This is a genomic window from Acidovorax sp. A1169, from assembly GCF_030704685.1.
Taxonomy (GTDB): domain Bacteria; phylum Pseudomonadota; class Gammaproteobacteria; order Burkholderiales; family Burkholderiaceae_C; genus Acidovorax.
In genome coordinates this window covers 1-23,803 of record NZ_JAUZDX010000032.1, presented here as the reverse complement: position 1 = coordinate 23,803, position 23,803 = coordinate 1, and the positions used below count along the sequence as shown (strand labels likewise).

Annotated in this window: 14 protein-coding genes; 11 read left to right on the top strand and 3 right to left on the bottom strand. The window is 60.9% G+C overall.

The annotated features are described in order from the left end of the window. Positions 1–141: 141 nt before the first annotated feature. A complete protein-coding gene (locus tag QYL93_RS30070) occupies positions 142–381 on the bottom strand; it encodes a hypothetical protein (RefSeq protein WP_305747114.1) in 240 nt (79 codons plus the stop codon). Positions 382–726: 345 nt separating this feature from the next. On the opposite strand from QYL93_RS30070, the gene QYL93_RS30065 reads away from it, so the two are divergent. The 3 genes from QYL93_RS30065 (at position 727) to QYL93_RS30055 (ending at position 4,121) form a co-directional block, all read left to right on the top strand. Further along, positions 727–1,380: a BON domain-containing protein gene (locus tag QYL93_RS30065; RefSeq protein WP_305747113.1), complete on the top strand. Its 654-nt coding sequence runs from the start codon at positions 727–729 to the stop codon at positions 1,378–1,380. Between the two features lie 134 nt (positions 1,381–1,514). After that, entirely contained in the window at positions 1,515–2,624 is a 1,110-nt protein-coding gene (locus QYL93_RS30060) for an IS5 family transposase (RefSeq protein ID WP_305747112.1), read from the top strand. A gap of 777 nt (positions 2,625–3,401) precedes the next feature. Beyond that, positions 3,402–4,121 (top strand): Crp/Fnr family transcriptional regulator, encoded by a 720-nt coding sequence (locus tag QYL93_RS30055; RefSeq protein WP_305747111.1) that lies wholly within the window; start codon positions 3,402–3,404, stop codon positions 4,119–4,121. Positions 4,122–4,286: 165 nt separating this feature from the next. Here QYL93_RS30055 and QYL93_RS30050 read toward each other — a convergent pair whose 3' ends face one another. After that, positions 4,287–4,946, bottom strand: a complete 660-nt coding sequence (locus QYL93_RS30050) for a BON domain-containing protein (RefSeq protein WP_305747110.1) — start codon at positions 4,944–4,946, stop codon at positions 4,287–4,289. Positions 4,947–5,271: 325 nt separating this feature from the next. On the opposite strand from QYL93_RS30050, the gene QYL93_RS30045 reads away from it, so the two are divergent. The 4 genes from QYL93_RS30045 to QYL93_RS30030 all read left to right on the top strand — a co-directional run bounded on the left by QYL93_RS30045 (position 5,272) and on the right by QYL93_RS30030 (position 9,103). Beyond that, a complete protein-coding gene (locus QYL93_RS30045) occupies positions 5,272–5,901 on the top strand; it encodes a lipid-binding SYLF domain-containing protein (RefSeq protein ID WP_305747109.1) in 630 nt (209 codons plus the stop codon). A gap of 188 nt (positions 5,902–6,089) precedes the next feature. Then, entirely contained in the window at positions 6,090–6,533 is a 444-nt protein-coding gene (locus tag QYL93_RS30040; protein ID WP_305747108.1) for a DUF2231 domain-containing protein, read from the top strand. After that, positions 6,530–7,846 (top strand): sorbosone dehydrogenase family protein, encoded by a 1,317-nt coding sequence (locus tag QYL93_RS30035; protein ID WP_305747107.1) that lies wholly within the window; start codon positions 6,530–6,532, stop codon positions 7,844–7,846. The genes QYL93_RS30040 and QYL93_RS30035 overlap by 4 nt, the downstream gene beginning before the upstream one ends. 63 nt (positions 7,847–7,909) lie before the next feature. Then, a complete protein-coding gene (locus tag QYL93_RS30030; RefSeq protein ID WP_370877078.1) occupies positions 7,910–9,103 on the top strand; it encodes a YXWGXW repeat-containing protein in 1,194 nt (397 codons plus the stop codon). Between the two features lie 40 nt (positions 9,104–9,143). On the opposite strand, the gene mgtA is transcribed toward QYL93_RS30030, so the two are convergent. Next, entirely contained in the window at positions 9,144–11,873 is a 2,730-nt protein-coding gene (mgtA, locus tag QYL93_RS30025) for a magnesium-translocating P-type ATPase (protein ID WP_305747124.1), read from the bottom strand. Positions 11,874–13,130: 1,257 nt separating this feature from the next. Between mgtA and QYL93_RS30020 the strand changes: the two genes are divergently transcribed. The 4 genes from QYL93_RS30020 to QYL93_RS30000 all read left to right on the top strand — a co-directional run. Continuing rightward, positions 13,131–13,271: a hypothetical protein gene (locus QYL93_RS30020; protein WP_305747106.1), complete on the top strand. Its 141-nt coding sequence runs from the start codon at positions 13,131–13,133 to the stop codon at positions 13,269–13,271. A 761-nt stretch (positions 13,272–14,032) separates the two neighbouring features. Then, positions 14,033–21,442, top strand: coding sequence for a DUF4347 domain-containing protein (locus tag QYL93_RS30010; protein ID WP_305747105.1), 7,410 nt, complete (start codon positions 14,033–14,035; stop codon positions 21,440–21,442). 521 nt (positions 21,443–21,963) lie between these two features. Next, positions 21,964–22,995, top strand: coding sequence for a DNA-binding protein (locus QYL93_RS30005; protein ID WP_305747104.1), 1,032 nt, complete (start codon positions 21,964–21,966; stop codon positions 22,993–22,995). Between the two features lie 443 nt (positions 22,996–23,438). Next, a partial coding sequence (locus QYL93_RS30000) for a hypothetical protein (protein WP_305747103.1) occupies positions 23,439–23,803 on the top strand: 365 nt, incomplete at its 3' end.

Here is a 23,803-nt window from a genome sequence, read left to right as displayed (position 1 = left end):
GCCTTCGTTCTCCCAGCGCTAGCGTCCTGGCCCGGCAATACGTGAGCAAATTGTGTGAATCGTGCGATGGCGAGCGGCGCCTTGTGTTGCATGCCCATCCCTGAAGAGGAACGCGCCAACCGCCATCGACACGCTCACCGGCTAGATGAATACGGCGACCGGTTGGTCGAACAACGAGCCACAGGCGAGCGCCGGGAAGAAGAGGATGCAGGCGGCGCCGAATATGGCCAGCAGCGCCCGCAGCCGGCGCTGAGGCCGTTGATCAACCGCGAAATTGAACCCGAGCAGGGACTGGTAGAAGGAGCTGCACAGCGCCGCGCCGATGACGAACAGCAGTGCGAGCCGTGCTGAGGCCGCTTGCTTGACCTGCAGGCCAAGCATGGCCACGTGCAGTAGCCCAGCTAGCACTACGGCGGCCTGGTCGGGACGGGTGCCCCTTGGTGATCATGCGCCTGCTTGAGATCAATCACGCACGCTCCTCGGTGAGAGGTGCGTCTTCGGTGATCTGAGCGGCGTGGGTCCGCCAAGATAAGGATGAGCGGGCGTTTTGCGACACCTCGCCGGAGATGGAAATGACCAGACATCTCAGGACGCCGACGTCTGCCGCACGCCCGGGCCAGCCGACGCCGAAAGTCTATGCGGTTCGACTGCGTGCATCAACGAACAGACAGACGCAGGTGTTCGACAGCAACATGCAGTTCCCATCAGCCTTATGGAGCAATGACGATGAGATCAGATCTGCAAATTCAGCAAGACGTCCACGCAGAACTGCGGTGGGAGCCGTCTGTGCACGCGGCATGGATTGAAGTCTTAGTGAGAGATGGCATCGTTAGCCTGCTGGGTCATGTATGCAGCTACTCCCAGAAGATGGCTGCGGAGCATGCGGTGCAGCGCGTTGCTGGTGTTAGAGCAGTGGCGGTCAAGCTAGAGGTGAGGCTCGAAGCGACTGGCAAGCGACCGGACGACGACATCGCCGTGGCGGCGAAAGATGCCTTGAACTGGACGGCCTTCGTGCCCAAGGACCGTGTCACTCTCTCGGTGTTGAACGGCACAATCATCTTGTCAGGCGATGTGGATTGGGCGTATCAGCGTGTAGCGGCACTCACTGCAGTGCACTACTTGCAGGGCGTCATCTCTGTCGATAACCAGATCACGGTGAAGCCGCGGGTGGCGGTGGACGGGATCCAGAACGACATCGAGGCGGCGTTGGCGCGTCGTGCTCACTCTGATGCGCATGCTATCTCCGTATCGGTCCGCGGCAGTGCTGTCATCCTTACAGGCACCGTGAGCCGATGGGGCGACCGTGAATTGGCGATTCACGCCGCCTGGAGCGCGCCCGGAGTCTATGACGTCGTGGACAACTTGGAGATGGCCTCGTAATGGTGTTTGAGGTGGTTCAGTGCCACTCGCTTCACTCGTTTCTCAACGGGCACCGCTCGCCATCGCCAACACAAAGGGGAACCTCTAAAAACCTCCCCGCCTGGTACCACCCCGGCCAACGCGACAATCACCGCATGAGCAAACCCAAAGCGCAAGCGCGCAGCGCCATCAAGCTGGACCTCTTCGCCGATGCCGCGCGCAAGCACAAGATCGAGACCTTGGGCGATCCCCTGCAGGTCATTGCCCGGCACATTGACTTTGACCATCTGACGCGGGTCATTGATCAACTGCTGCCCAGAGGGGATGCCGCCAGTGGTGGACGTCCGCCGTATCCCACCGCGGTCATGGTGCGCATTCTGATCCTGAAGTATCTCTACAAGCTCAGCGACGAGCAGATGGAATACCAACTGCTTGACCGCATGAGCTACCAGCGCTTTTGCTTGCTGGCCGATAGCGCCAACGTCCCAGATCGCAACACCATCTGGCATTACCAGCAGCGCCTGGGCGTTGATGGCGTGACGGCCCTGCTCCAGGCAGTGGACGGCCAACTGCTGCAGCGCGGCTACCTGGCGCGGTGCGGGCAGATCATCGATGCCACCCTGGTGCCTGCACCCATCCAGCACTTCACAAAACAAGACAAAGAGCAGTTGGATCAGGGCAAGATCCCCAGCGACTGGAGCGAGGCCAAGCGCAGGCAAAAAGACCTGGACGCCACCCATACCAAGAAGCACGGCAAGGGCTACCACGGCTACAAGCTGAGCATCAGCGTGGATGTGCGCCACAAGTTCATTCGCAAGATCACCACCGGCACAGCCAGCGAGCACGACAGCACACACTTTGATGAAGTGCTCGATGGGCACAACACCAGCTTCGATGTCTATGCCGACCGTGGCTACCCCAGCGCACAGCGCAGCGAGATGCTCAAGGTCTTGGGCTATCGCGAGCACATCCAGCGCAAGGCCAAGGCGGGCAAACCCCTGAGCGAATGCCAGAAGGGGCGCAACAAGCGCATTGCCAAAACACGAGCCCGGGTGGAGCACCCCTTTGCCCAGATGCGCCACATGGGCGGCAAGCTCATCCGCACCATTGGCCAGGCACGCGCCACGGTGGCCATGACCATGATGGCGGTTTGCTACAACCTCAAGCGTCTGGCCAAGTTCGTGGACGACGGGGTGGATGCGTTCTACAAGGAAAAGTGCATTCCCTCAAAGACCGAGGTGCCCCTGCAAGGAGCCAATGGGTAAGAAATGGGGTAAGAAATGGGGCAAAAAATGCCAAAAAAGGGGGAAATTGCTCAAAAGATGAGCTAATCCGAAGCGCTCAAGCCGCCTGCGCCTGTGACTGGCTGAAAACAGCAGTTTTTAGAGGCTCCCAAAGGTCTATGCCGGAAAATGAATCATCAAATCAGCTAGATTTTGGCGCAAATGCCTGCGACCCGAGAACGATCTGAAGACTACCCTACATGAGCAGGAAGGCCGCTCCGCCTTCCAGGTCATAGGTCGGCAGGTGGAGTCGTAGAGATCCAGTATTTCTGTCCGATCAAGCGTGCCCGCAAGATCCTGGCTACCCGTGCGCGCTACAACCATTTCCTCGACTATGGCGACGCGTTCGAGAAAAATGCCAACCTGTATGCGTACCTCGTTGCTATCGAAATTATAGTGATAACGACGGATGCTGACTAACAGCCATCACCATGGTGAATGTGAACAAGAAAGTCTTGCTCGGGGGCGCTCATCATTGGTTAGCTATAACTGGCCCGCGAGTCAAGGACTAACACATTGCGGTCCCTGCCGGTGCTTCCTTCCCGTACAGGTATCTGCACCACAGTTCTTGGTAATTGGTGAGTGCCTCGCGTGGCAATCCTCTTGCTAGGCCGAGGCTCTGAAGGTTGTTAGATTTCAGGCCGCAGGTGGATTGGCGTTGTAAATTTGCGAATCCTTCGATATGTGCGGTACCGAACAGTCTTTGCGCGCCTGATATCTATGATGAAAGTAGTCTAAACAACGCTCTTAGGTTACCCCATGCCCAACTCCCTCAAGTCTGTGCATAACCACCTGCTCGCCGCGCTACCGTCGGAGCAGTGGCTCAAGTGGAAGCCTGAACTGGAAAAGATCGATCTCGCGCTTGGTCAGGTGCTGTATGAGTCCGGCCGCGAAATGAGCCATGTTTACTTTCCCACAACTGCCATCGTGTCCCTTCTGTATGTGATGGAGAACGGAGCATCGGCTGAAATTGCCGTGGTAGGAAACGAGGGCATCGTCGGCATATCACTTTTCATGGGGGGCGGCTCCACGCCAAGTCGCGCAGTAGTTCAGAGTGCGGGCCATGGCTATCGACTCAAGGCCAAAGCGATGTATGAGGAGTTCGAGCGTGCAGGGCCGGTGTTACATCTGTTGCTACGTTACACCCAGGCGCTTATCACTCAGATGTCCCAGACCGCCGTTTGCAACCGACACCATACCTTGGACAAACAACTTTGCCGATGGTTACTTCTCAGCCTAGATCGACTCAATGGACCTGAACTGGTGATGACGCAGGAACTGATTGCCAACATGCTGGGTGTGCGGCGCGAAGGCGTAACTGAGGCTGCATTCAAGCTACAAAAGGCCGGGCTCATCAGTTATGCGAGGGGCCATATCACGGTGATTGACCGTCTCGGAATCGAGTCCCGCTCGTGCGAGTGCTATGCGGTTGTGAAGAAGGAATATGACCGCCTTTTGCCGGACTTGATGGCCGTATAGTAGTGTGTGACCAGCCTTAATATTAAAGTCGGTATAAGGTTGATAGAGGGCAGCAAGACCCGTTCATGTTTTCGCGCAAATTGCTGCCATAGCTGAGCCCAAAAGCCCGACACCAAAAGTGACTAGGCATTCGGTTCAGCGATACTGACCCTACTGCGATCTATCTCACTCGTACTCGACAAGCAGTTCGTTCGCTACGTTCCACACACCAGGCGCATTCCAGGCGATACGACTTGCCTCGTCCTTTTGGTACCAGGAGTCAACCGTCCCGGTCAATGTGGCCTTGTGCCCAGAGACCTTGACTTGGATATCCTGGTCTGACACTGACCAATTGCGCCCCAGAGCGCTTTCGATATCTGCTTTTTCAATCGCATCGTCCGTTGGGGACTTGATCTTGATGTTGTTCGAAACTCCGGCAACGCCTTCCAGACTCTTGACGGCCTTGACTGCGGCGTCACTTTGGAATTTCCAAGACAGCTCGCCTTCCAGAGTAACCCATCCCTTTTCGACTTTCGCCTTCACCTTGCTGGAAGGGACCTCCCAGTTCCATTTGAGTGCGTTGACGATTTCGGCGGCAATGTCGTTGTCGTCCTTTTTGGCCCAATTGTTGGGGTACTTGATTTCGATCTTTTCCACCACGGCCGTTACGCCTGCGACCCGCTTCACGGCGTCTTCCGCTTCGGACTTCTTGGCATAGCCATCAACCGTGCCGGTCAGCGTGATCACGCCATCCTTGGCCGCGACACCGATCTGTGAAGCGTTCAATGTAGGTTCCCACTTGAGCTCTGCCATAACGTCCTGTTGCAGTTGTGTATCGGTTTTCATCTTTGATTCCTGAAGTTGGCTTAGTTGAGGATTACGTGGCACTTGCGTTCATCGCTTTTGGCGATTGATCCGCGAGAGTCACCAGTCATCTTGTGTCGCCACAAGGGCTGCGTCTGTTCGTTGCCGAACGGTCCGAGCCGAGTGGTCTGGAAATTCACCCATATTTTTAAAATCTAGGTAGTTAAGTGCGCTTGCGTACAGCAGGCAAAGTGCGTTCGGCCTAGTCTTACGTTTGCTTCGGTCCGCATTTGCGAAAACCCGGTGATTCAGGTCAGCGTTGACAGCTTGCCGACTTCCAACAAACGATCTCTCAAGGAACCATTTGATGACGCATTCTCCATCTCGGTCGTGCTGTGACTTAGTAGCTAGATACTTTTTGGCGGGTCAGGCATTAGTCAACATTAGAGGCTGTCTCAAGCGGTTAATCCTCACTGGCTTGGTGACTGGTTTGATGGCGGGTTTCGCTGGAAATGCAAATTCCGCCACCGCAGAAGACCTAAACGCCGACTCCAAGCAGGCGCTAAAAAGGCTGTACGAGACTAATCCTGCAGCGCAATCCGTTGGCAAGAAGGCTAAGGCGATCCTCATTTTCCCCAAAATCACCAAGGCAGGACTTGTCTTTGGCGGGAGCTACGGAGAGGGTGTCCTGATGAAAGGCGCCAGGTTGAGCGGGTTCTACAACTCGGTCTCAGCGTCGTGGGGATGGCAGGCTGGTGCGGAGTCCTACGGCTACATCGTCTTTCTCATGAGCGACAAGGCGGTGCGTTACCTGAACATGACCAAGGGTTGGGAGCTTGGTGTCGACCCCAGCGTTGTCGTCGTCAACGAAGGTGTCGCCAAGAACCTGTCCACGTCCACCCTCAAGAGAAATGCCTATGCCTTCGTCTTCGACCAGGAAGGTCTTATGGCAAGCCTCAGTATTGAAGGCACCAAGATATCGCGTATTGACCGGTGAGAGGGAAAGACTGGCTGCCTTCCGGCTCAGCGCAGCCTTGAACCGGCCCCGGCGCTAGCGACGCTTTCCCACGGATTAATTTCTCTAGAACGTCATGCAAGTCTGGCCAATGGTTTTGACGCTGGCACCACTCGAGGTGCCTCCACCGACCAAGCTATTTTCCCTCACATCCTTGCAACGAGTCCCATATGAAACCTGAAAATCAGCATCGAACTTCCACCCTGGTGGCAGTCGTGTTCGACCTGCTCAATCCTATTCCTTTCGGCTTCTTCGTTGCTGGATTGATATTCGACATAATTTACACGAAGAGCGCGGATCTGCTGTGGATCAAGTCGGCTGCCTGGTTGATCTGCATAGGACTGTTCTTCGGGGTTGTGCCGCGCCTCATCAATCTTGTTCGTGTCTGGTTTCCCCGTGCCAAGCCCAGCACGGCCCGCGACAGGGCTGCATTTTGCCTGTACCTGCTTGCGGTTGTGGCGGCCATGGTCAATGCCTTGGTGCACAGCCGGGACGCCTATGCTGCCGTTCCGCAAGGCGTATGGCTTTCGATACTGACGGTAGGGCTCCTGATTTGCAGCAACGTACTGGTGACTCTGAAGCAAGCGAACGATGACAATAAGGTACCGGCATGAACAGCAATCAATGGACTGCGTTATTACCTACGGTCCTCGTCGTGGCGCTAAGCGCATGTGGGGAGCGGGCGGTGATCGATCCGCAGAAGCAGATTGGGAACCAACCTGTTCTGCCAGCGGCAAAAAACTTCCTCTTGCCGCCGATGCAGGTCCCCACCGGTGTCGGTTGGCAGGGAGACGCGCGCCCGACGGCAGCCAGTGGCCTCAAGATCGAAAAGATCGCCGACGGCCTGCAGCACCCGCGCCAGCTATTGACACTGCCCAACGGCGATGTGCTGGTCGTCGAGTCCAACGGGCCCAGCACCGAGCCGGTGACTACGCCCAAGCAACTCATTGCTGGCATGGTTAAAAGCCAGTCCGGAAAAGCCGCTAAGGGAGGCAACAGAATCACACTGTTGCGCAAGACTTCAGATCCCAGCAAGTGGGAACAACACGTGTTCCTGGAGCACCTGCACTCGCCGTTCGGGGTACAGCTGATTGGACAGAGGCTGTACGTGGCGAACACCGACAAGATCATGAGTTACGCCTATGCCTCGGGCGCCACCAGCATCGCCGAGCCGGGAATCGAACTCGCCGACCTGCCGAGCACGATCAATCACCACTGGACCAAGTCAATGTTGGCAAGCCCTGACGGAAAGAAGCTCTACGTCGGCGTCGGCTCGAACAGCAACATTACCGAAAACGGCCTGGCCGTGGAGTACCGCCGCGCAGTCATTCTAGAAGTCGATGTCACCACTGGGGCTAGCCGGGTCTTCGCCTCCGGACTTCGCAACCCGACGGGGCTTCAGTGGGAGCCACAGAGCGGCAAGCTCTGGGTAATTGTCAACGAGCGTGACGAGATCGGCGCCGATCTCGTGCCCGACTACATGACTGCGGTGAAGGACGGTGGCTTCTACGGCTGGCCCTACAGCTACTTCGGGCAACATGTCGATAAGCGGGTGAAGCCAGAGCGGCCTGACCTTGTTCAGAAGGCCATTCAGCCAGACTTTGCCTTGACATCGCACGTTGCACCACTGGGCCTGCTTTTCTACACCGGCGCAAATCTACCGGCCATGTACAGGGGCGGCGCATTCGTTAGCGAGCACGGTAGTTGGGACCGGTCTCCATTGAGCGGCTACGAGGTGAGTTATGTCCATTTCGTGGATGGCCGACCGACTGGGCAGAAGATACCTGTGGTCACTGACTTTGCGTCGGCGGACGAAAAGCACCTGTTCGGCGCGCCCGTTGGGCTCGCGCAATCCGCCGACGGAGCGCTATTGATCGCAGACGATGTGGGTAATGCTGTCTGGTCTGTCACCGCCAGCGGTCATTGATGAAGCGCCTGATAGGCTGCCCGGAAGGCTCAGCCCTGGCCCGGGTTCAATTCATTTTCCCTGATGCTGGCGATGCCTCTGCGCGGCATCGCCGAGAGCGCCCCACGCGCCGCTATCTTTACGCCTCCAGCGTGTGTTGTCGAACAGAACAGATATCAGGCGCGGGGTAGGCTGGCATTTCACTTCTTAGGAGATGACGATGACTCAGCCCATCAAGCGACCAATTCCAAAACCTGGACTGGTGCAGCCAGCGCGCAAAGTCGAGGCCGAAAGACTCCGCGAGAAGGCGGAGACGGCCGAGGTACGCGGAAGGCACAACAACACCGGGCAGAAAGATCACAAGGGAGCGCGTTGACAATGTACATCGCACGGATTCGAGACATGACTCTTCCATCAGAGTACCCCTTTCAATCCGCATTAGCGCGCGTTGCGCTAGCCGCGGCGTTGCTGTCCCCGGTTGCCGCCTTGTCTCAGATGTTCTTGCCCATCGGCAACGCGCCACCCCCATTGCCTATATACGCGCAGCCACCTGTTCCGGGCGACGGCTACATCTGGGCGCCTGGCTACTGGGCCTGGAATCAGACCGACAGCGATTATTACTGGGTGCCCGGCACCTGGGTGCTGGCGCCAAACGAGGGAGACCTATGGACTCCGGGCTACTGGAGCTTCGATAACGGTGGCTACATCTGGTACCCCGGCTACTGGGGCAGCGAAGTGGGCTTCTACGGGGGCCTGAACTACGGCTACGGTTACACAGGCTGGGGTTACCAAGGTGGGCGCTGGGACCAAGGCAGCTTTTGGTACAACCGTGCCGTCAGTAACATTGGTGCGACCCGTGTACGCCATGTCTACAGTGTCCCTCTCGCACAAGGTGGGAGGGCTGGGCGATTGAGTTTCAATGGCAAGACTGAGCGCTTTACTGCGCGACCGACGGGCGCCGAACGACAATTTCAGGCTAGCGAGCATCCCGACCCCATCGCCGATCAGGTATCGCACGAACGCGCGGCCTTGCGTATGCCTGAGCAGCGCCATGGCGCGCCTCGTGTAACTCCGCTGGTCGCTGCGACGCCCCGGCCCTCGGCGTTCACCATGCCTGGCGTTGAACATGAGCGCGCCACCATGGGCTCCGCAGCGCGTCAACCGAGCTCTTCGACGAACCGAGGCGGGCCTACGGTCGGCGCCAGACAGCAATTTATTCACGCCGGGACGCCCCACGCGGCGTCGCAGCGCGGGTCACCTCCTGCCAGAGGACGTTGACTAAATTCGCCGCGCGATGCCGAAGTACTGTGTGCACGACTTACTGCCAGCCGAAGCGTCGAATGTAGTAGCGCTTCATGAGTGTCGTTAGAACAAAGTAGCCCGCCAGAATGCCAGCCAGCCATCCGAAATACGCCAACGGTAATGCCTCGAATTTGAAGTAGGACGCCAATGGACCCATGGGTAGCCACAGTGCCAGCACGGCGATGGCCCCAGTCATCGTCAGCAGCGGGGCCGATGCCCAGCTCTGCACGAAGGGCAGGCGGGGTGTGCGGATCAAGTGCACAACCAGTGTCTGCGTCAGCATGCCCACGACGAACCAGCCGGACTGAAACAGGCCTTGGCGCGCAACACTGTCCGCGGCGAAAGCCCACCACATGACGGCGAAAGTCATGATGTCGAACACCGATGACAGCGGGCCGAAGAACAGCATGAAGCGACCGATGTCGGATGGATTCCATTTCAGCGGTTGGGCCACCAACTCCGCATCGACTTTGTCGAACGGGATACCGGTCTGCGACACGTCGTACAGTAAGTTCTGTACTAGCAGTTGCAGAGGCAGCATCGGCAAAAAGGGCAGGAAGGCGCTGGCTACCAGCACCGACAGCACATTGCCGAAGTTCGAGCTGGCCGTCATGCGGATGTACTTGAGCATGTTACAAAAGGTGGTACGCCCCTCGATCACACCTTGGTCCAGCACCAATAGGCTCTTCTCCAGCAGGATGATATCTGCCGCCTCCTTGGCGATGTCCACAGCCGTGTCCACTGAGATGCCAATATCGGCCGCGCGCAAGGCCGGCGCATCGTTGATGCCGTCGCCCATGAATCCGACGACGTGGCCGCGCGCGCGCAGCGCCCGCACGATGCGCTCCTTGTGCAGCGGCGCGAGCTTAGCGAAGACGTCGTGCACCTCTGCAGCTGCCTGTAGCGCTACGTCGTCCATGGCTTCGACCTCTGCGCCTAGAAGCAGCGGCGCGGCCGGCAGCCCGACCTGGGCGCAGACGTGGGCGGTGACGGCCGCGTTGTCGCCGCTTAGAACCTTAACGCGAATGCCGTGTGCCGCCAGCGCCTTCAGTGCCGGTGCGGCCGACTCCTTGGGCGGGTCGACAAAAGCGATTACACCCACCAGCGTCAGGCCAGCCTCGTCGGCCACTGCGTAGGTAACCTGTGCGGGCGGCAGTTCTTTCATCGCCACGGCGACCACGCGCAGGCCCTCGGTGCCAAGTTCCTGTGTGTAGGCCAGCACCCTTTTGAGTGCCGCAGCGTCGAGTGGCGCATCGATGGAGTCCCTACCGTCCGGGCCAGCTGATGCACGCACTTGGGTGCAGATCGCAAGCACTTCCTCAAGCGCGCCCTTGCAGATGAGTTCGTGGTGTTCTCCATGCAAATCGCGCTCGCACACTACTACCGACATGCGCCGGCGTACGAAATCGAAAGGGATCTCGTCGACCTTGCTATAGGCCTCTTTCAACCGGAGTTCCACCGCGAGGTCCACATGGGCGAGCACGGCATGGTCCAGCAGGTTCTTCAGGCCCGTCTGGTAGTAGCTGTTAAGAAAGGCGAAGTTCAATACCGCTGCCGACGCTTGGCCGAAGGCATCGGTCTTGCGCGCGACGGCAATCCTGTCCTGCGTCAGTGTCCCGGTTTTGTCTGTACAGAGGACATCCATCGCACCGAAGTTCTGGATCGCGTCCAACCGTTTGACCACCACTTTCCTGCGCGACAGGAGCATCGCACCCTTGGCCAATGTGCTGGTCACGATCATCGGTAACATTTCGGGTGTAAGGCCGACCGCAACCGACACCGCGAATAGAAAGGCCTGCAGCCAGTCGCCCTTGGTCCAGCCGTTGAGCACGAAGACGACGGGCACCATAACCGCGGCGAAGCGGATCAGCAGCCAGCTCACACTGTTCACGCCGGCTTGGAAGGCGTTGGGCACCGTCTCAACCGCCTGCGCGCGCGCAGCCAGTGTGCCGAAGTAGCTGCGGGGGCCAGTGGCCAGCACTAGTGCGGTGGCCGTACCCGAGACCACGCTGGTGCCCATGAATACAAGGTTGCGCGCCTCCAGCGGCGCGGCTACCGTTCCGGCCGGGTCGGCGTATTTCTCCACCGGCGCGGACTCGCCCGTCATGGCCGACTGCGCCACGAACAGGTCGCGTGCGGTGATCAGGCGACAGTCGGCAGGCACCATGTCGCCGGCGGACAGCGCGACCACATCGCCCGCGACCAACTGGCGCACGGGTATTTCTTGCCGTAGAGGTGCGTCTGGCGCGGGGCGCAGAACGGTGGCGGTGTTGCCCACCAGCGAGCGCAGACCGTCGGCGGACTGGTGTGCGCGGCCTTCCTGCACGAAGCGAAGCAGGGTGCTCAAGCCGACCATCAGGCCGATGATCAGGGTGGCCCCGGCGTCCGCGCTCAACCAGGACAGCCCGGCCAGCACCGTCAGCAGCAGGTTGAAGGGGTTGGTGTAGCAGTGCCACAGCCGCAGCCAACCGGGCAGTGGCTTCTCGTGGTCTACCTCGTTGGGGCCGTCGCGTGCCAGACGCTGCGCGGCCTCCGGGGGCGACAGACCCTGCGATGAGGAGATCAGTCGGCGCAGCGCGTCAGCGGGTGGCTCGGCGGCGTCGCGCAGTAGCGCTGTCGCGAGCGGCACCGAGGCTGCCGGCGCCTGGCCATGAGCCAGAGCGCCAAGCATGGGCCGCCGGCCGAAATGAGCAAGCGCGCGCCGCCGCCGCAGGAAACGGCTGAAGCTCTGGGTAAGGAACTGCATCTTTGCACTGAACGGCTTGCCTGCTACGCGGGGTGGTCTTGTCATGGATGTCCCTCAGTCCCTGAAGATGTCGCAGGGCTCGACCTTGATTAGCCGGGGCACGCAGAGCCAGCTATACAACGCCACGATTAGGTGCTGCATGCCGAATGCGATTCCGAGTCTCGCCGAGAGTGATTTGCACTTCATACTTCGGCTATCAGGACATAAGCAGCCGTGCCGAGCTTGCATTCAAGGAGTGCCCAGCTGAGCGCGTTGCCGTGAAAGCGCTTGGCTGCAGCCAGGTTGGGCGTTAGCAGTTTTTGAATTAAAACATCGCCGATCTGACAAATGGCCTCGGGTCGATTGACCCGGGAACCCACCCCTAGCAGATCGGCCGCCGTTGAGACTGCGGACAGGGAGGCAGCTGTCGCTCCACAATCGCGTCGCCACGCGCTAGCCCAACTCAAATAGAGGGGAGGGTGTGTACAGTTGTGTACTCATGGTAATTCTTAGGTTGTGGGTTGGAATAGAGGTGCTGCTAGCGCCAACGCAGATGCGTCGAGGCCTGTGGCCGCGCAAAGATGCGATGGGTTTTCCGGTTTGCATAGCGTGGCCAGCAGCCGATCTGCCACAGATAGGCGCATTGACGCCGTGATGCCAATGGCGGGAACAGTTGATCGCCGAGCCGGGAGCGCTGCGGTCACCGTCAGAGGAGCGGCGCCAGCGGGGCGGTGCTGGCCATTGCTTTCACCGCGATATAACGCTCCAGGTTTGCCCGCAGGTGCTCTGCGGGCGTCACAAAGCCCCCAATGCGAATTGGCCTCAAGTGTGGCACCGCTCATCCACAGGCCCAGGCTAGTAGAAGGCGATGCAGCCGACTTGTAGGCTCGTGAAAAGCGGTCATAGAACGAGTCTAGGCGGGTGTTTGCAAGACTGGGATAGTTCAGACAATCGTGCCGCGCTGGGCATTTCAGCGTCTGTGCGCTGACGTACATGTCAGCTCACAAGCGGCGTCTACCTTTCCGGATTAGCAGGGGAGCCGCGTACGTGGAGTCCCGATGATGGACAACCTCCCGAGTATCACTGCCTCAAGCTCCTCGTGCAGCATGGCACTGGGCTGACCAGGGCTCTGGAAGATTTGTTCAACGAGGGACTGTTTGTCGGCCGTGAATGGCGGGCGGACGTTCTGGGTCAGCGTTCCCATTCGGAGCAGATCTATCGATCCGGCTTGGGCCGGGGGCGGGTGTGGCACTGGCGGCCAACACCCAGGCCTACATCGTGACAGTATCGGGCGGCACAGCTGCGGGTACGTACGCATTCCAGAACAATGGCGGTTCGGTGGGCACGGTGGACTCGACCGACTTCATCATTAAGCTGATCGGCGCGGGCTCCATCGTCGCAGGCGATTTCCTAGCTTGACTGTAGTCTCCCCGCGCAAGCGGGGAAACTTGCGCCCAGATTGCCTTTGATTAAGCACGCCACCATGCCATACCTGTGAGCGAGCTGCGCAAGGGGCTGATCGACACCTCACGCCACGCCCACAGCAAACGGGAATATGAACGGCCTCATGTTCCAGAACCTGCCCAAAGGGACGGACCCAAGCATGTACAGCCAGAAGCCGCTCGACGCGACATCCAATGAAATCAACAGCCGCCCCAGAAAGAGTCTGGGGGGACGTTCACTGATGGCCTTCTACCGCAATTTACTCATCAACAATCCGCGGCACTCGACCCGTGCAGCCCGACATTTCAGCGGTGTGGTTGCGCGTTGTTGCCCGCCCACCAAGTGCCGTCATTTTTTCATTGACTGGGGCAGGCCTTTCCCTTAGTTTCTGTGAATAATCACAAAAAACTGCTGGCCTCCTGTTGACGTTACCGCGATGAACTCCTCCAGTACGCATTTTCAGCAGTGCGGCGACTTCATGACCGATTGCGCCTGGGGAAGAGCCTCGTCAGACAGACGTTGCTCAAGAGTCTCTTGCCATGATGGCCACACATCCCTCGTGTTGCCTTTGCATCCGCGCGTGCTAGACAGCTGAGCGTTGCGAGTACCTCGCAGGACTGTGCTGGTCGGCTCACAACCCACTTCTTGACCCCCAATCTTCTCCCCTTCAGTGCACTGTGTGGCGTCAGCCTATGGCGACCACAGCAGGCCTGGCCCATTCATAAAAAAATTGCACCATGACTTCCACACTTCCCAACGCCGAGACTGCCGCCCGCGAAATCGTCTTTGTCGATAGCCGTGTGCCCGACCTGGAGTCCATCATCGGGGCCACCCGACCGGGCGTGAAGGTGGTGGTCCTCAACAGCGCCGAGAGTGGGGTCGCGCAGATGGCCAAGGCACTGGAGGGAGAGCACGGCCTGGCTTCCATCAGCGTGGTATCGCATGGCGACAAGGGTGTGCTGCTGCTGGGCAACGGGCCGCTGTTTGCCGGCAACCTGGATCAGCACCAGGCAGACCTGAAGGCCATTGGCAATGCCCTGGGGCCCGATGGCGACCTGCTGCTGTATGGCTGCGACGTGGGGGCCGGTGAGGCCGGCGCACAGTTCGTTCAGGCACTGTCTGTGGCCACTGGTGCCGACGTGGCTGCTTCGGACGACGCCACCGCAGGTTCAGCACGTGGGGGAGACTGGGTTCTCGAGGTCACCACGGGGACCATCGAAGCACCCGCAGCAGTGGACGTGCAGGCACTGGCCGACTATGACTACAGCCTGCACACGGCCAGCGTCAGCACCGTGGCGCAGCTCAAGGCGGCCATCGCCTCGGGCAGCGTCGATGGCGCGGCCGATGTCATCACCCTGACAGGCAACATCACGTTTGCCAGCTCAGCCGATGCGATCGCCATCAGCGTTAACGATGGGCAACAGATGTCGATCGTGGGCGGCGGGTTCACGCTCAGCGGCGGCAATTTCGCGCGGGTATTGGATGTCACGACTTCCGGGGCGGGTTCTTCGGTAGCTATCAACAACCTCACCATCACCAATGGCAAGGTTTCCGGCGATGGGGGTAAAGCCGGTCTTGGAGGACCTGATTTCAACGACATTGGCGGCGCTGGAGCGGACGCACTGGGCGCTGGAATTTACAACCACGGCGTTTTGACCATTGCCAACAGCACGATAACAAACAACAAGGCTGCGGCTGGTGGCGGCGCAGGCGGCAGGACTACCGCATATGGCGGCGGCGGCGGCGGCGGCGGTGGATATGGGAGCAATGCCGGCGGAAGTGGCGGCTCGACCTATAAAAATACGATACCAGGAGCGGCTGGCGGTGCCGGTGTCGGCGGCAATGGCGCGCCCACCAGTGGCGCGTATTCGACGGTGGGAGGCAGGGGCGGATCAACCTCTGGCGGGGTGGGGGGAACCTACTCTAATTTAGGATTTAGTATCGGGGGCGCCGGTGGCACCGCGAACGCGGGAGGGGCACTGTCGATTGGTGGTGGTGGCGGTGGTGCCGGGGTCGAGGGCGCCGGGGGCGCCGGGGGCAGCGCTGTTGGAGGCATATACAACACTGGCACGCTGACTATCACAGGCAGCTCCATTTCCAACAATATTGGCGCTGGTGGCGGTGGCGGTGGGGGTAGCACGCAAGCTGGGTACGCCGGGAAAAACGGGGGCGCAGGCGGAAATGGTGTTGGTGGCATCTGGAACAACGGCGGTACCGCAACTATAGACAGTGTGACCAATGCTTCCCTCGCCACGGGGAACACTGGAGCGGCAGGCGCCGGTGGTGCAGCTTCAAACGGAAGCGCACCAGGCGCCGCAGGGATTTCCACAACGCAAAAGGTAGGGGTCACAGTCGCCAACTTCCCGACGATAACCAGCGCCACCTACGACGCAGCCAACGGCACTCTCTCCGTAACCGGAGCCGACCTTACCAATGGCGGCAACGTCGTCGTCGGAAACCTTACCCTGACAGGCCAGGGCGGCAGCACGTACACCCTGACCACCAGCAACACCACCGCAAGCAGCACCACCGCCTTCTCCGTCACACTCAATGCTGCGGACAAGCTGGCTGTCAACGGCCTATTGAACAACAACGGCACGTCTGCCGCTGGCGGCACCACCTTCAATCTGGCTGCGGCCGCAGGCTGGCAGGCCAGCGCCACCGCCGACCTGACCGGCAACGGAGTGACCGTTTCCAACGTCGCCGCCCCCACCATCACCAGCGCCACCTACAACGGCGCCACCCACGTCTTCACCGTCACGGGTACCAATCTTGTCAGTACCATCGGCGCCACCAACGACGTCACCATCAGCGCACTGACCATCACCGGCGAAGGCGGTGCCACGCGCACGCTGTCTACCACAGGCAATGTGGAAGTCACCTCGGCCACCAGCTTCACCTTCACGCTAGCTGGTGCCGACATCGCCGCGGTCGATGCCCTGCTCAACAAGAACGGTACCTCCTCCGCCAGCAGCACCACCTACAACCTGGCAGCCGCCGACGACTGGAACAGCGTGGTCACCGGCGGCAACATCCAGGATTTGACTGGCAACGGCATCACGGTCTCCAACGCCCCTGCCTCCGTCTCCAGCGCCACCTACGATGCCGCCACCGGCATCCTGTCGGTCACGGGCGCCAACTTCACCAACGGCGGCACCATCGATGTCAGCAAGCTCAGCCTCACAGGCCAGGCGGGCAGCTACACCCTGACCACGGCCAACGTCACGGCCGGCAGCACCACGGCCTTCTCGGTCACCCTGAGCGCCGCAGACAAACTGGCCATCAATGGCATCCTGAACACCAACGGCACTACGGCGGTGGACACCACGGTGTTCAACCTGGCCGCCGCAGCCAACTGGGAAGTCACCACCTCGGCGTCGGCCGACCTCACGGCCAACGGCGTCACGGTCTCCAATGTGGCCGCTCCTACCATCACCAGCGCCACCTATGACGGTACGACCCACGTCTTCTCCGTCACTGGTACCAATTTGGTCAGGACCATCGGCGCCACCAACGATGTCACGATCAACAAGCTAACGATCATCGGAGAGGGTGGCGCCACGCGCACCCTGTCCACCACCGGCAATGTGGAAGTCACATCCGCCACCAGCTTCACCTTCACCGTGGCGGGTGCCGATATCGCGGCGGTCGATGCCCTGCTCAACAAGAACGGTACTTCTTCGGCAGGTGCCACCACCTACAACCTGGCGGCGGCCGACGATTGGAACAGTGTCATCACCGGTGGCAGCATTGCCGACCTCACGGGCAACGGCATCACGGTATCCAACGCCGCGCCCAGCATTGCCAGTGCCACCTACGATGCCGCCACCGGCATCCTCTCGGTCTCGGCCCTGAACATCGTGGGGGGCGACACCATTGATGTGTCCAAACTGTCCCTCACCGGCCAGGCCGGCAGCTACACCCTGACCACGGCCAACGTCACGGCCAGCAGCTCCACGGCGTTCTCGGTCACCCTGAATGCCGCAGACAAGCTGGCCATCAATGGCATCCTGAACACCAACGGCACCTCTGCCGTGGACACCACGGTGTTCAACCTGGCCGCTGCCGCCAACTGGAACCAGACCACCACCTCCAGCGCCGACCTCACCGGCAACGCTGTGACGGTCGCCAACGTCAGCTCCCCTACCATCACCAGCGCCACCTACGACGGCACCACCAACACCCTGGTGGTCACCGGCACCGGCCTGGTCAAGCCCATCGGCGCCACCAACGACGTCACCGTCAACAAGCTCACCATCACCGGCGAGGGCGGTGCCACCTACACCCTGTCCACCACGGGCAATGTGGAGGTCACCTCGGCCACCAGCTTCACCGTCACCCTCACGGGAGCAGACATCGCCGGCGTCGCCTCGCTGCTCAACAAGAACGGTACTTCTTCGGCCAGCAGCGCCACCACCTACAACATCGCTGCTGCCGACGACTGGAACAGCGTCATCACCGGCGGCAACATCGCCGACCTCACCGGCAACGGCATCACCGTCGCCAATGCCGCTCCGAGCATCCTCTCGTCCGCCTACGATGCCGCCACCGGCATCCTCTCGGTATCGGCCGTCAACCTCGTCGGTGGCGACACCATTGATGTGAGCAAGCTGTCGGTCGTCGGTCAGGGCGGGGGCTCCTACACCCTCACCACTGCCAACGTCACCGCTGCCAGCGCCACGGCGTTTTCGGTCACCCTGAACGCCGCAGACAAGCTGGCCGTGGGCGGCCTGCTGAACAAGACTGGTACCACCGCCGCCGACGCCACCGCCTTCAACCTGGCCGCTGCGGCCAGCTGGGATGTGACCACCGCCTCGGGCGCCGACCTCACCGGCAATGCGGTGACGGTGTCGAATGTCAGTGCCCCTACGATCACTTCGGCCACCTACGACGTGACCACGCACGTGCTCACCGTCACCGGCACCAACCTGGTCCAGACCCTGGGGGCGACCAACGACGTCACGGTCAGCACCCTGACCATCACCGGCGAAGGCGGTGCCACGCGCACGCTGAGCACAACGGGCAATGTCGAAGTGCTCTCGGGCACCAGCTTTGCCGTGACCCTGGCCGGTGCCGACCAGGCGGCTGTGGAGGCGCTGTTCAACAAGAATGGCACCACCGCCACCAGCGGCACCTCCTACAACCTGGCCGCCGCCGACGACTGGAACAGCCCGGTCACCGGCGGCAACATCGCCGATGCCACCTCGCCCATCACGGTGAGCAACGTGGCTGTCCCGACCATCACCAGCTCCGTCTACAACGCCAACACCGGCGTGCTGACGGTCACCGGTACCGGGTTCACGAGCCTCTTCGGTGCCAACAACGACATCGTGGCCAACAAGCTGAGCCTGCAGGGCGAAGGGGGCGCCAGCTACACGCTGACCACCACCAGCAATGTGGAGATCACCAGTGGCACCAGCTTCACGCTGACCCTGAGCGCCGCTGACCGCCTGGGTGCCAACCTGATCATGAACAAGAACGGCACCAGCTCCACCAGCGTCAATACGTACAACCTGGTTGCCGCAGAGGACTGGGCCGCAGGCCCGGATGCCGCCGTGATGGTGGCCGACCCGACTGGCAATGGTGTCACGGTGACCAATGTGGTGGCCCCCACAGTCACCTCGGCCACCTACAACGTGGCCACCGGCGTGCTGGTGGTCACGGGCAACAACTTCCTCTCGCTGACCGGGGCGAACAATGACATCACGGCCAACCGCGTTCGCTTTCTGGGCCAGGGGGCGATCAACTACACGTTGACCAATACGCCCAATGTGGACATCACGTCCAACACCAGCTTCACCATGACCATGAGCGTCACCGACAAGGCCCAGTTGGCGCTGAAGCTGAACAAGGACGGCACCAGCTCCACCGACACCACCACCTACAACCTTGGCATGCTGGAGGACTGGAACACGGGTGCGGCCACGGCCGTGGTGATCGCCGACCTGTTTGGCAATTCGATCACGGCCTCTGGCAACAACGTGGCGCCTGCGGTGAGTGGGGTCGTGACGGGGCAAGCCGTCAACGACAACGCAACGATCTCGCCGTTCGCCGGCATCACCATTACCGACCCGGACGTGGGGGCCTCCGAGACGGTCACCATCACGCTGGACATGGCCGCCAAGGGGGCGTTCACTGCGGCCTCGCTCACGGCCTCGGGCTTCTCCACCGCCGATGGCGGGCTCACGTACACCCATGCGGCAGGCACTCCCGCCGCCATCCAGGCAGCGCTTCGCGCCCTGGTGTTCAAACCGGCAGTGGGTCGCGTAGCTCCGGGGGCGACCGAGACCACCACGTTCACGATCAGCGTCAATGACGGCATTGCGTCGGCGGTGCTGAACAACACCACCACGGTGGTCAGCACCGCCATTGCGGTCGATTCAGGCGGCGGCACCCCACCGGCCACCACCATCGATGGCGTGCCGGTCACCACCGAGTCGGGCCCTGCAGGCTCCACCATCATCACCGTGCCGGTGGTGCTGCCCACCCGGCCCGATACCGCAGGCACACCCACCCCGCTGGCCGACATCCCCATCGTCAAGGCAGCCGATGGCCATTCCATCGTCTCCGTCAGCGTACCCACCGGGGTGGGGCTGTCGGCCGAAGGCCTGTCTGGCACGTCCACAGGCTCTGCCGCCCTGGCCGAACTGGGGTTCCGCATCGAGCGGGTCACCGGCAACAACCCCGAGCTGACCAACGCCGGCCAGGTGTTCTATGCCACCCTGGGGCCCAATGAGCCGCTGTCGGTGCAGATCTTGAAGCCTACGGCTGGGGTGGGCTTCAACCCCAGCGTGCCGCTCGTCATCAACGGCAGCGCCAACCCTGCCGATGGCAAGCAGGCGGTGATCATCGACGCGCGCGGCCTGCCTGCAGGTTCGGTGATCCAGGTGGACAACATCGAGTTCGTGGCGGTCGTTGGCAATGTGCGTGTCATCGGCGGCGCCGGCCAGAACATGGCCAGCGGCGACAGCGGCGCCCAGTGGATCGTGCTCGGGCCCGATGACGACATCATCCACGGCGGTGGCGGCAACGATGTGGTGGGCAGCGAGGGCGGCGATGACCAGGTCTATGGCGATGCGGGCGACGACATCGTGTTTGGTGATGCGGGCAATGACCTGCTCTCCGGTGGCACGGGCAGCGACAAACTCAATGGCGGCACGGGCTTTGACGTGGCCATCCAGGAAGGGCAGAAGACGGACTACACCGTGACCCTGGACGGCGCAGGCATCAAGCTCACGCACACCGCTTCGGGCGTCTCCGACTGGCTGGTGGATGTCGAGCAGGTGCGGTTTGCGACGGGGCCGAGCCTGACGGTGGCGCACAGCGCCGCCGAGGAAGCCGGGGCCTATCTGTTCCAGAAGTGGATTGGCCGCGATCTGAACCAGGGCGAGGGGGCCATCATCCAGAGCCTGACGGGCAAGACGGCGCTGGAAGTGGCGACGCTGTTCGCCCAGGTCTTCCCCGAGCAGAGTGCGGGCAAGACGCCGGCGCAGTTGCTGGAAGGCATGGGTGCAGCGGGAGCGGTTCGCGTGGATGCCGTGCGCGATATCACCGTGACCGGCGATGCAGGCAACAACACCATCACCCCGACCTTGGGCCTGGCGCGGTATGTGGATGGAGGGGCAGGCATCGACACCGTGGTCATCCCGGCCACCCTGGGGCAGACCTATGTGCAATCCCAGAACAATGGCACCTTCACCTTGCAGCGCCTGACCGATGGGGCGATGCTGGATGTGACGCGGGTGGAGCGGGTCACGTTCAATGACACCAAGCTGGCCTTGGACCTGAACGGCCATGCGGGCGAAGCGGCCAAGCTGCTGGGTGCCCTGGGCGGCCCGGCCCTGCTCACCAACAAGGGCGTGGTGGGCGAGGTGATCCGCCTGCTGGATGCCGGCACCACCAGCCAGACCATTGCAGGGCTGGGGCTGCAGCTGCTGGGGGTGAGCACCCCCACGCAGATTGCGCAGACGCTGTGGACGAATGTGGTGGGCCGTGCGGGCACGCAGGCCGAGCTCAAGCCGCTGCTGGACCTGATGTCGGGCGGGGTGTCGGGCAGTGAGCTGACGGTGATGGCGGCGAATCTGGAGCTCAACGCGGTGCGGATTGATCTGGTGGGGCTGGCGGCCAAGGGGATTGAGTTCGCTTAAGCGGGCCGATTTGGCGGGTACGGATCAAGTCGCGCCCGGTCTTCCAAGTTGCCCATGCGTACTGTCTAAGTAAAAACGGCGCGGGGATCAGATGCAGTGCATGGCGCGGCCATAGGCCGCGCCTTCGTTGCCTCCGAGAAGATCGCTGCGTGCCGTTCTCCTCCAGTGCCTTCTCAGTGTGGAGTAAGCACAACTGGTCGATCAGATCCGCCACAAACTGCTGTACCGCTAGTTCACGAGCTTTGGCCATTGACGACCTGAACTTGGCTCACTCATGTTTCGACAACAAACACTACCGCAGCCCCGACCCGCGGTTGCTCAGCACCCCTGGCCATCTCAAAAATACCCCACCCGAGCCAATACATGTTGAGCCCCAGCATTTTCGTGTCTCTCATCGGCATCAGGACAGATAAACCCTTATTAACTGCTCTGAATTTTCTAGAAATTATCCCATTCCTACCGCACTGAATGGTATGTAATATCATGGTATGTAATACGGTACGAAAAAATCGGAGGAAGTCATGGCCAGAGCGGGAATCTACAAGTCTGAGGTGTTACGAGCCAGGGATAGGCTGATCAGCCAGGGGAAGTACCCGTCCATCGATTCGGTGCGCGTCGAGCTGGGCAATACCGGCTCCAAGGTGACCATCCACAGATACCTCAAGGAAATCGAAGACGAGGAAGCCGCCGCCACGGCACCAAAAATCAGCATCAGCGATGAGCTCGCCGAATTGGTAGGCCGCCTGTCCACCAGGTTGGAGTTCGATGCCAATGCACGGGTCGTTGCACTGATGGAGGAGTTCAACGCCAAGGAGGCGCAGTACAAGGCCAGCCTGGAGACCTCCAAGAGCGAAACGGCCGCGGCCAGGCGGCAGCTGGAACAGGCCCAGCTTGAGTTGGCCAGGGAACGCGAATCCCTCGAGCACGCCGGCAGGCAGTTGGCCGCCAAGGCGATCGAGCAGGCCCAACTGGTCGAGCAAACGACCCAGCTGCAGACCCGGCTTGAGAGTGCCCAAGCACACAGCCAGTCCTTGGAAGAAAAGCACACCCACGCCAGGGAGGCGCTGGAGCACTTCCGCGAAGCGTCCAAGGAGCAGCGCGAGCGCGAGCTACGCCAGCACGAGCACCAGTTGCAGTACCTGCAGACGGAACTGACCAAGGCCAGTGCGGCCGTCTCGGCCAACCAGCAGCAGATGCGCAACGACCACCTGCAGAACCAAGCGCTCGCGCGCGAACTGGCGCAGCTCAAGTCGCAGTTTCAGCAACTACAGGCGCAGTTGCTGGCGGCACAGCAGGCTGCCGAGGGCTTCGCGGGCATGTCCCAGCAATTGGAGGAAATGTCCGCCAAGGCCCAGGGCCGGGAGCATGACCTTGCCCGCCTGCACACAGAGCTGCACCAGGCCACCCAACGGAACCTGGAGCTGGAGCGGCTGCTCGCCGCGACCTCCGCGGCGGATTCGGCACGCCAGCAGCTGACAGCGGAACTGATGCGCCGCCTGGACACCATTCAGGCGCAGCCGGAGTCGCTCATCGCCAAAAAACATGATGAGTAACCCGTAAACAGGCCCATGTTAGCTACCACGCCCCTGTTTGGACGCCAACGCCACGGCCTTCGATCTGGGATCAGAGCTGTGGCGACAGCGACGGAAAGAACTCACTTGCGGTTCGCCCCGCCGGGCGAAACCATAGTGAATTTCAGGAGGAAAGCAAAGTGGATTTTTCTGCATCCAGCACCGGGAACTGAAGGGTAAGCGAACACATTGCACCCTGGCAGTCAAGTCCAGACGCGCCATCCAACCCCGTGCGCAGGAAGAGTCTCCAGGAGGCCCCGGACGGCCAGTGAAGTACGCGCCTGGTCAGTGCGATTGCCGGACGACTCCCAGTCGCGTCGCAAAGAATTCCTTGCTTGCTCAGTCCCTTCGGAGCAAAGTGCGCTGCTGCTTCGCCCCCCGCACGCTGCGGCTGATGAGAGCGTCATTATTTCAAGGGAGATCCCATGAAATTGAACCAATGGGTCGTTCTGCTCGCGCAGGCTACAGCCTGCATATCCGTCAACGCCTCGAATGTGGACCCGAGCGAGCTCGCAGAGATGAAGAAGATCGCAATGGAGGAAGGAGCGGTGCGTGTGGCCATTGTGGCTTCAAAGTCAGCGCTTCCCCCAGCCACCGCGAACGACTATCCGGTCCTGTCCAGGGATCTCAAAACTAAAACCGATTCCATCAAAGCGGAACTGGGAGACTACATGTACCGTGGAGGCTCTTGGAGCAGCCCCACAGGGCAGTTCGGTTTGACATTGAAAGCAGAAGGACTGGCCATTTTGGAAAGCAGTCCGAACGTCATCTCGTTTCGGCGGGATAACTC

Excerpts from the sequence above, each read along its gene's own strand:
- QYL93_RS30070 (WP_305747114.1), bottom strand. The coding sequence starts at position 381 with ATGCTTGGCCTGCAGGTCAAGCAAGCGGCCTCAGCACGGCTCGCACTG.
- QYL93_RS30065 (WP_305747113.1), top strand. The coding sequence starts at position 727 with ATGAGATCAGATCTGCAAATTCAGCAAGACGTCCACGCAGAACTGCGG.
- QYL93_RS30060 (WP_305747112.1), top strand. The coding sequence starts at position 1,515 with ATGAGCAAACCCAAAGCGCAAGCGCGCAGCGCCATCAAGCTGGACCTC.
- QYL93_RS30055 (WP_305747111.1), top strand. The coding sequence starts at position 3,402 with ATGCCCAACTCCCTCAAGTCTGTGCATAACCACCTGCTCGCCGCGCTA.
- QYL93_RS30050 (WP_305747110.1), bottom strand. The coding sequence starts at position 4,946 with ATGAAAACCGATACACAACTGCAACAGGACGTTATGGCAGAGCTCAAG.
- QYL93_RS30045 (WP_305747109.1), top strand. The coding sequence starts at position 5,272 with ATGACGCATTCTCCATCTCGGTCGTGCTGTGACTTAGTAGCTAGATAC.
- QYL93_RS30040 (WP_305747108.1), top strand. The coding sequence starts at position 6,090 with ATGAAACCTGAAAATCAGCATCGAACTTCCACCCTGGTGGCAGTCGTG.
- QYL93_RS30035 (WP_305747107.1), top strand. The coding sequence starts at position 6,530 with ATGAACAGCAATCAATGGACTGCGTTATTACCTACGGTCCTCGTCGTG.
- QYL93_RS30030 (WP_370877078.1), top strand. The coding sequence starts at position 7,910 with ATGCTGGCGATGCCTCTGCGCGGCATCGCCGAGAGCGCCCCACGCGCC.
- mgtA (WP_305747124.1), bottom strand. The coding sequence starts at position 11,873 with ATGCAGTTCCTTACCCAGAGCTTCAGCCGTTTCCTGCGGCGGCGGCGC.
- QYL93_RS30010 (WP_305747105.1), top strand. The coding sequence starts at position 14,033 with ATGACTTCCACACTTCCCAACGCCGAGACTGCCGCCCGCGAAATCGTC.
- QYL93_RS30005 (WP_305747104.1), top strand. The coding sequence starts at position 21,964 with ATGGCCAGAGCGGGAATCTACAAGTCTGAGGTGTTACGAGCCAGGGAT.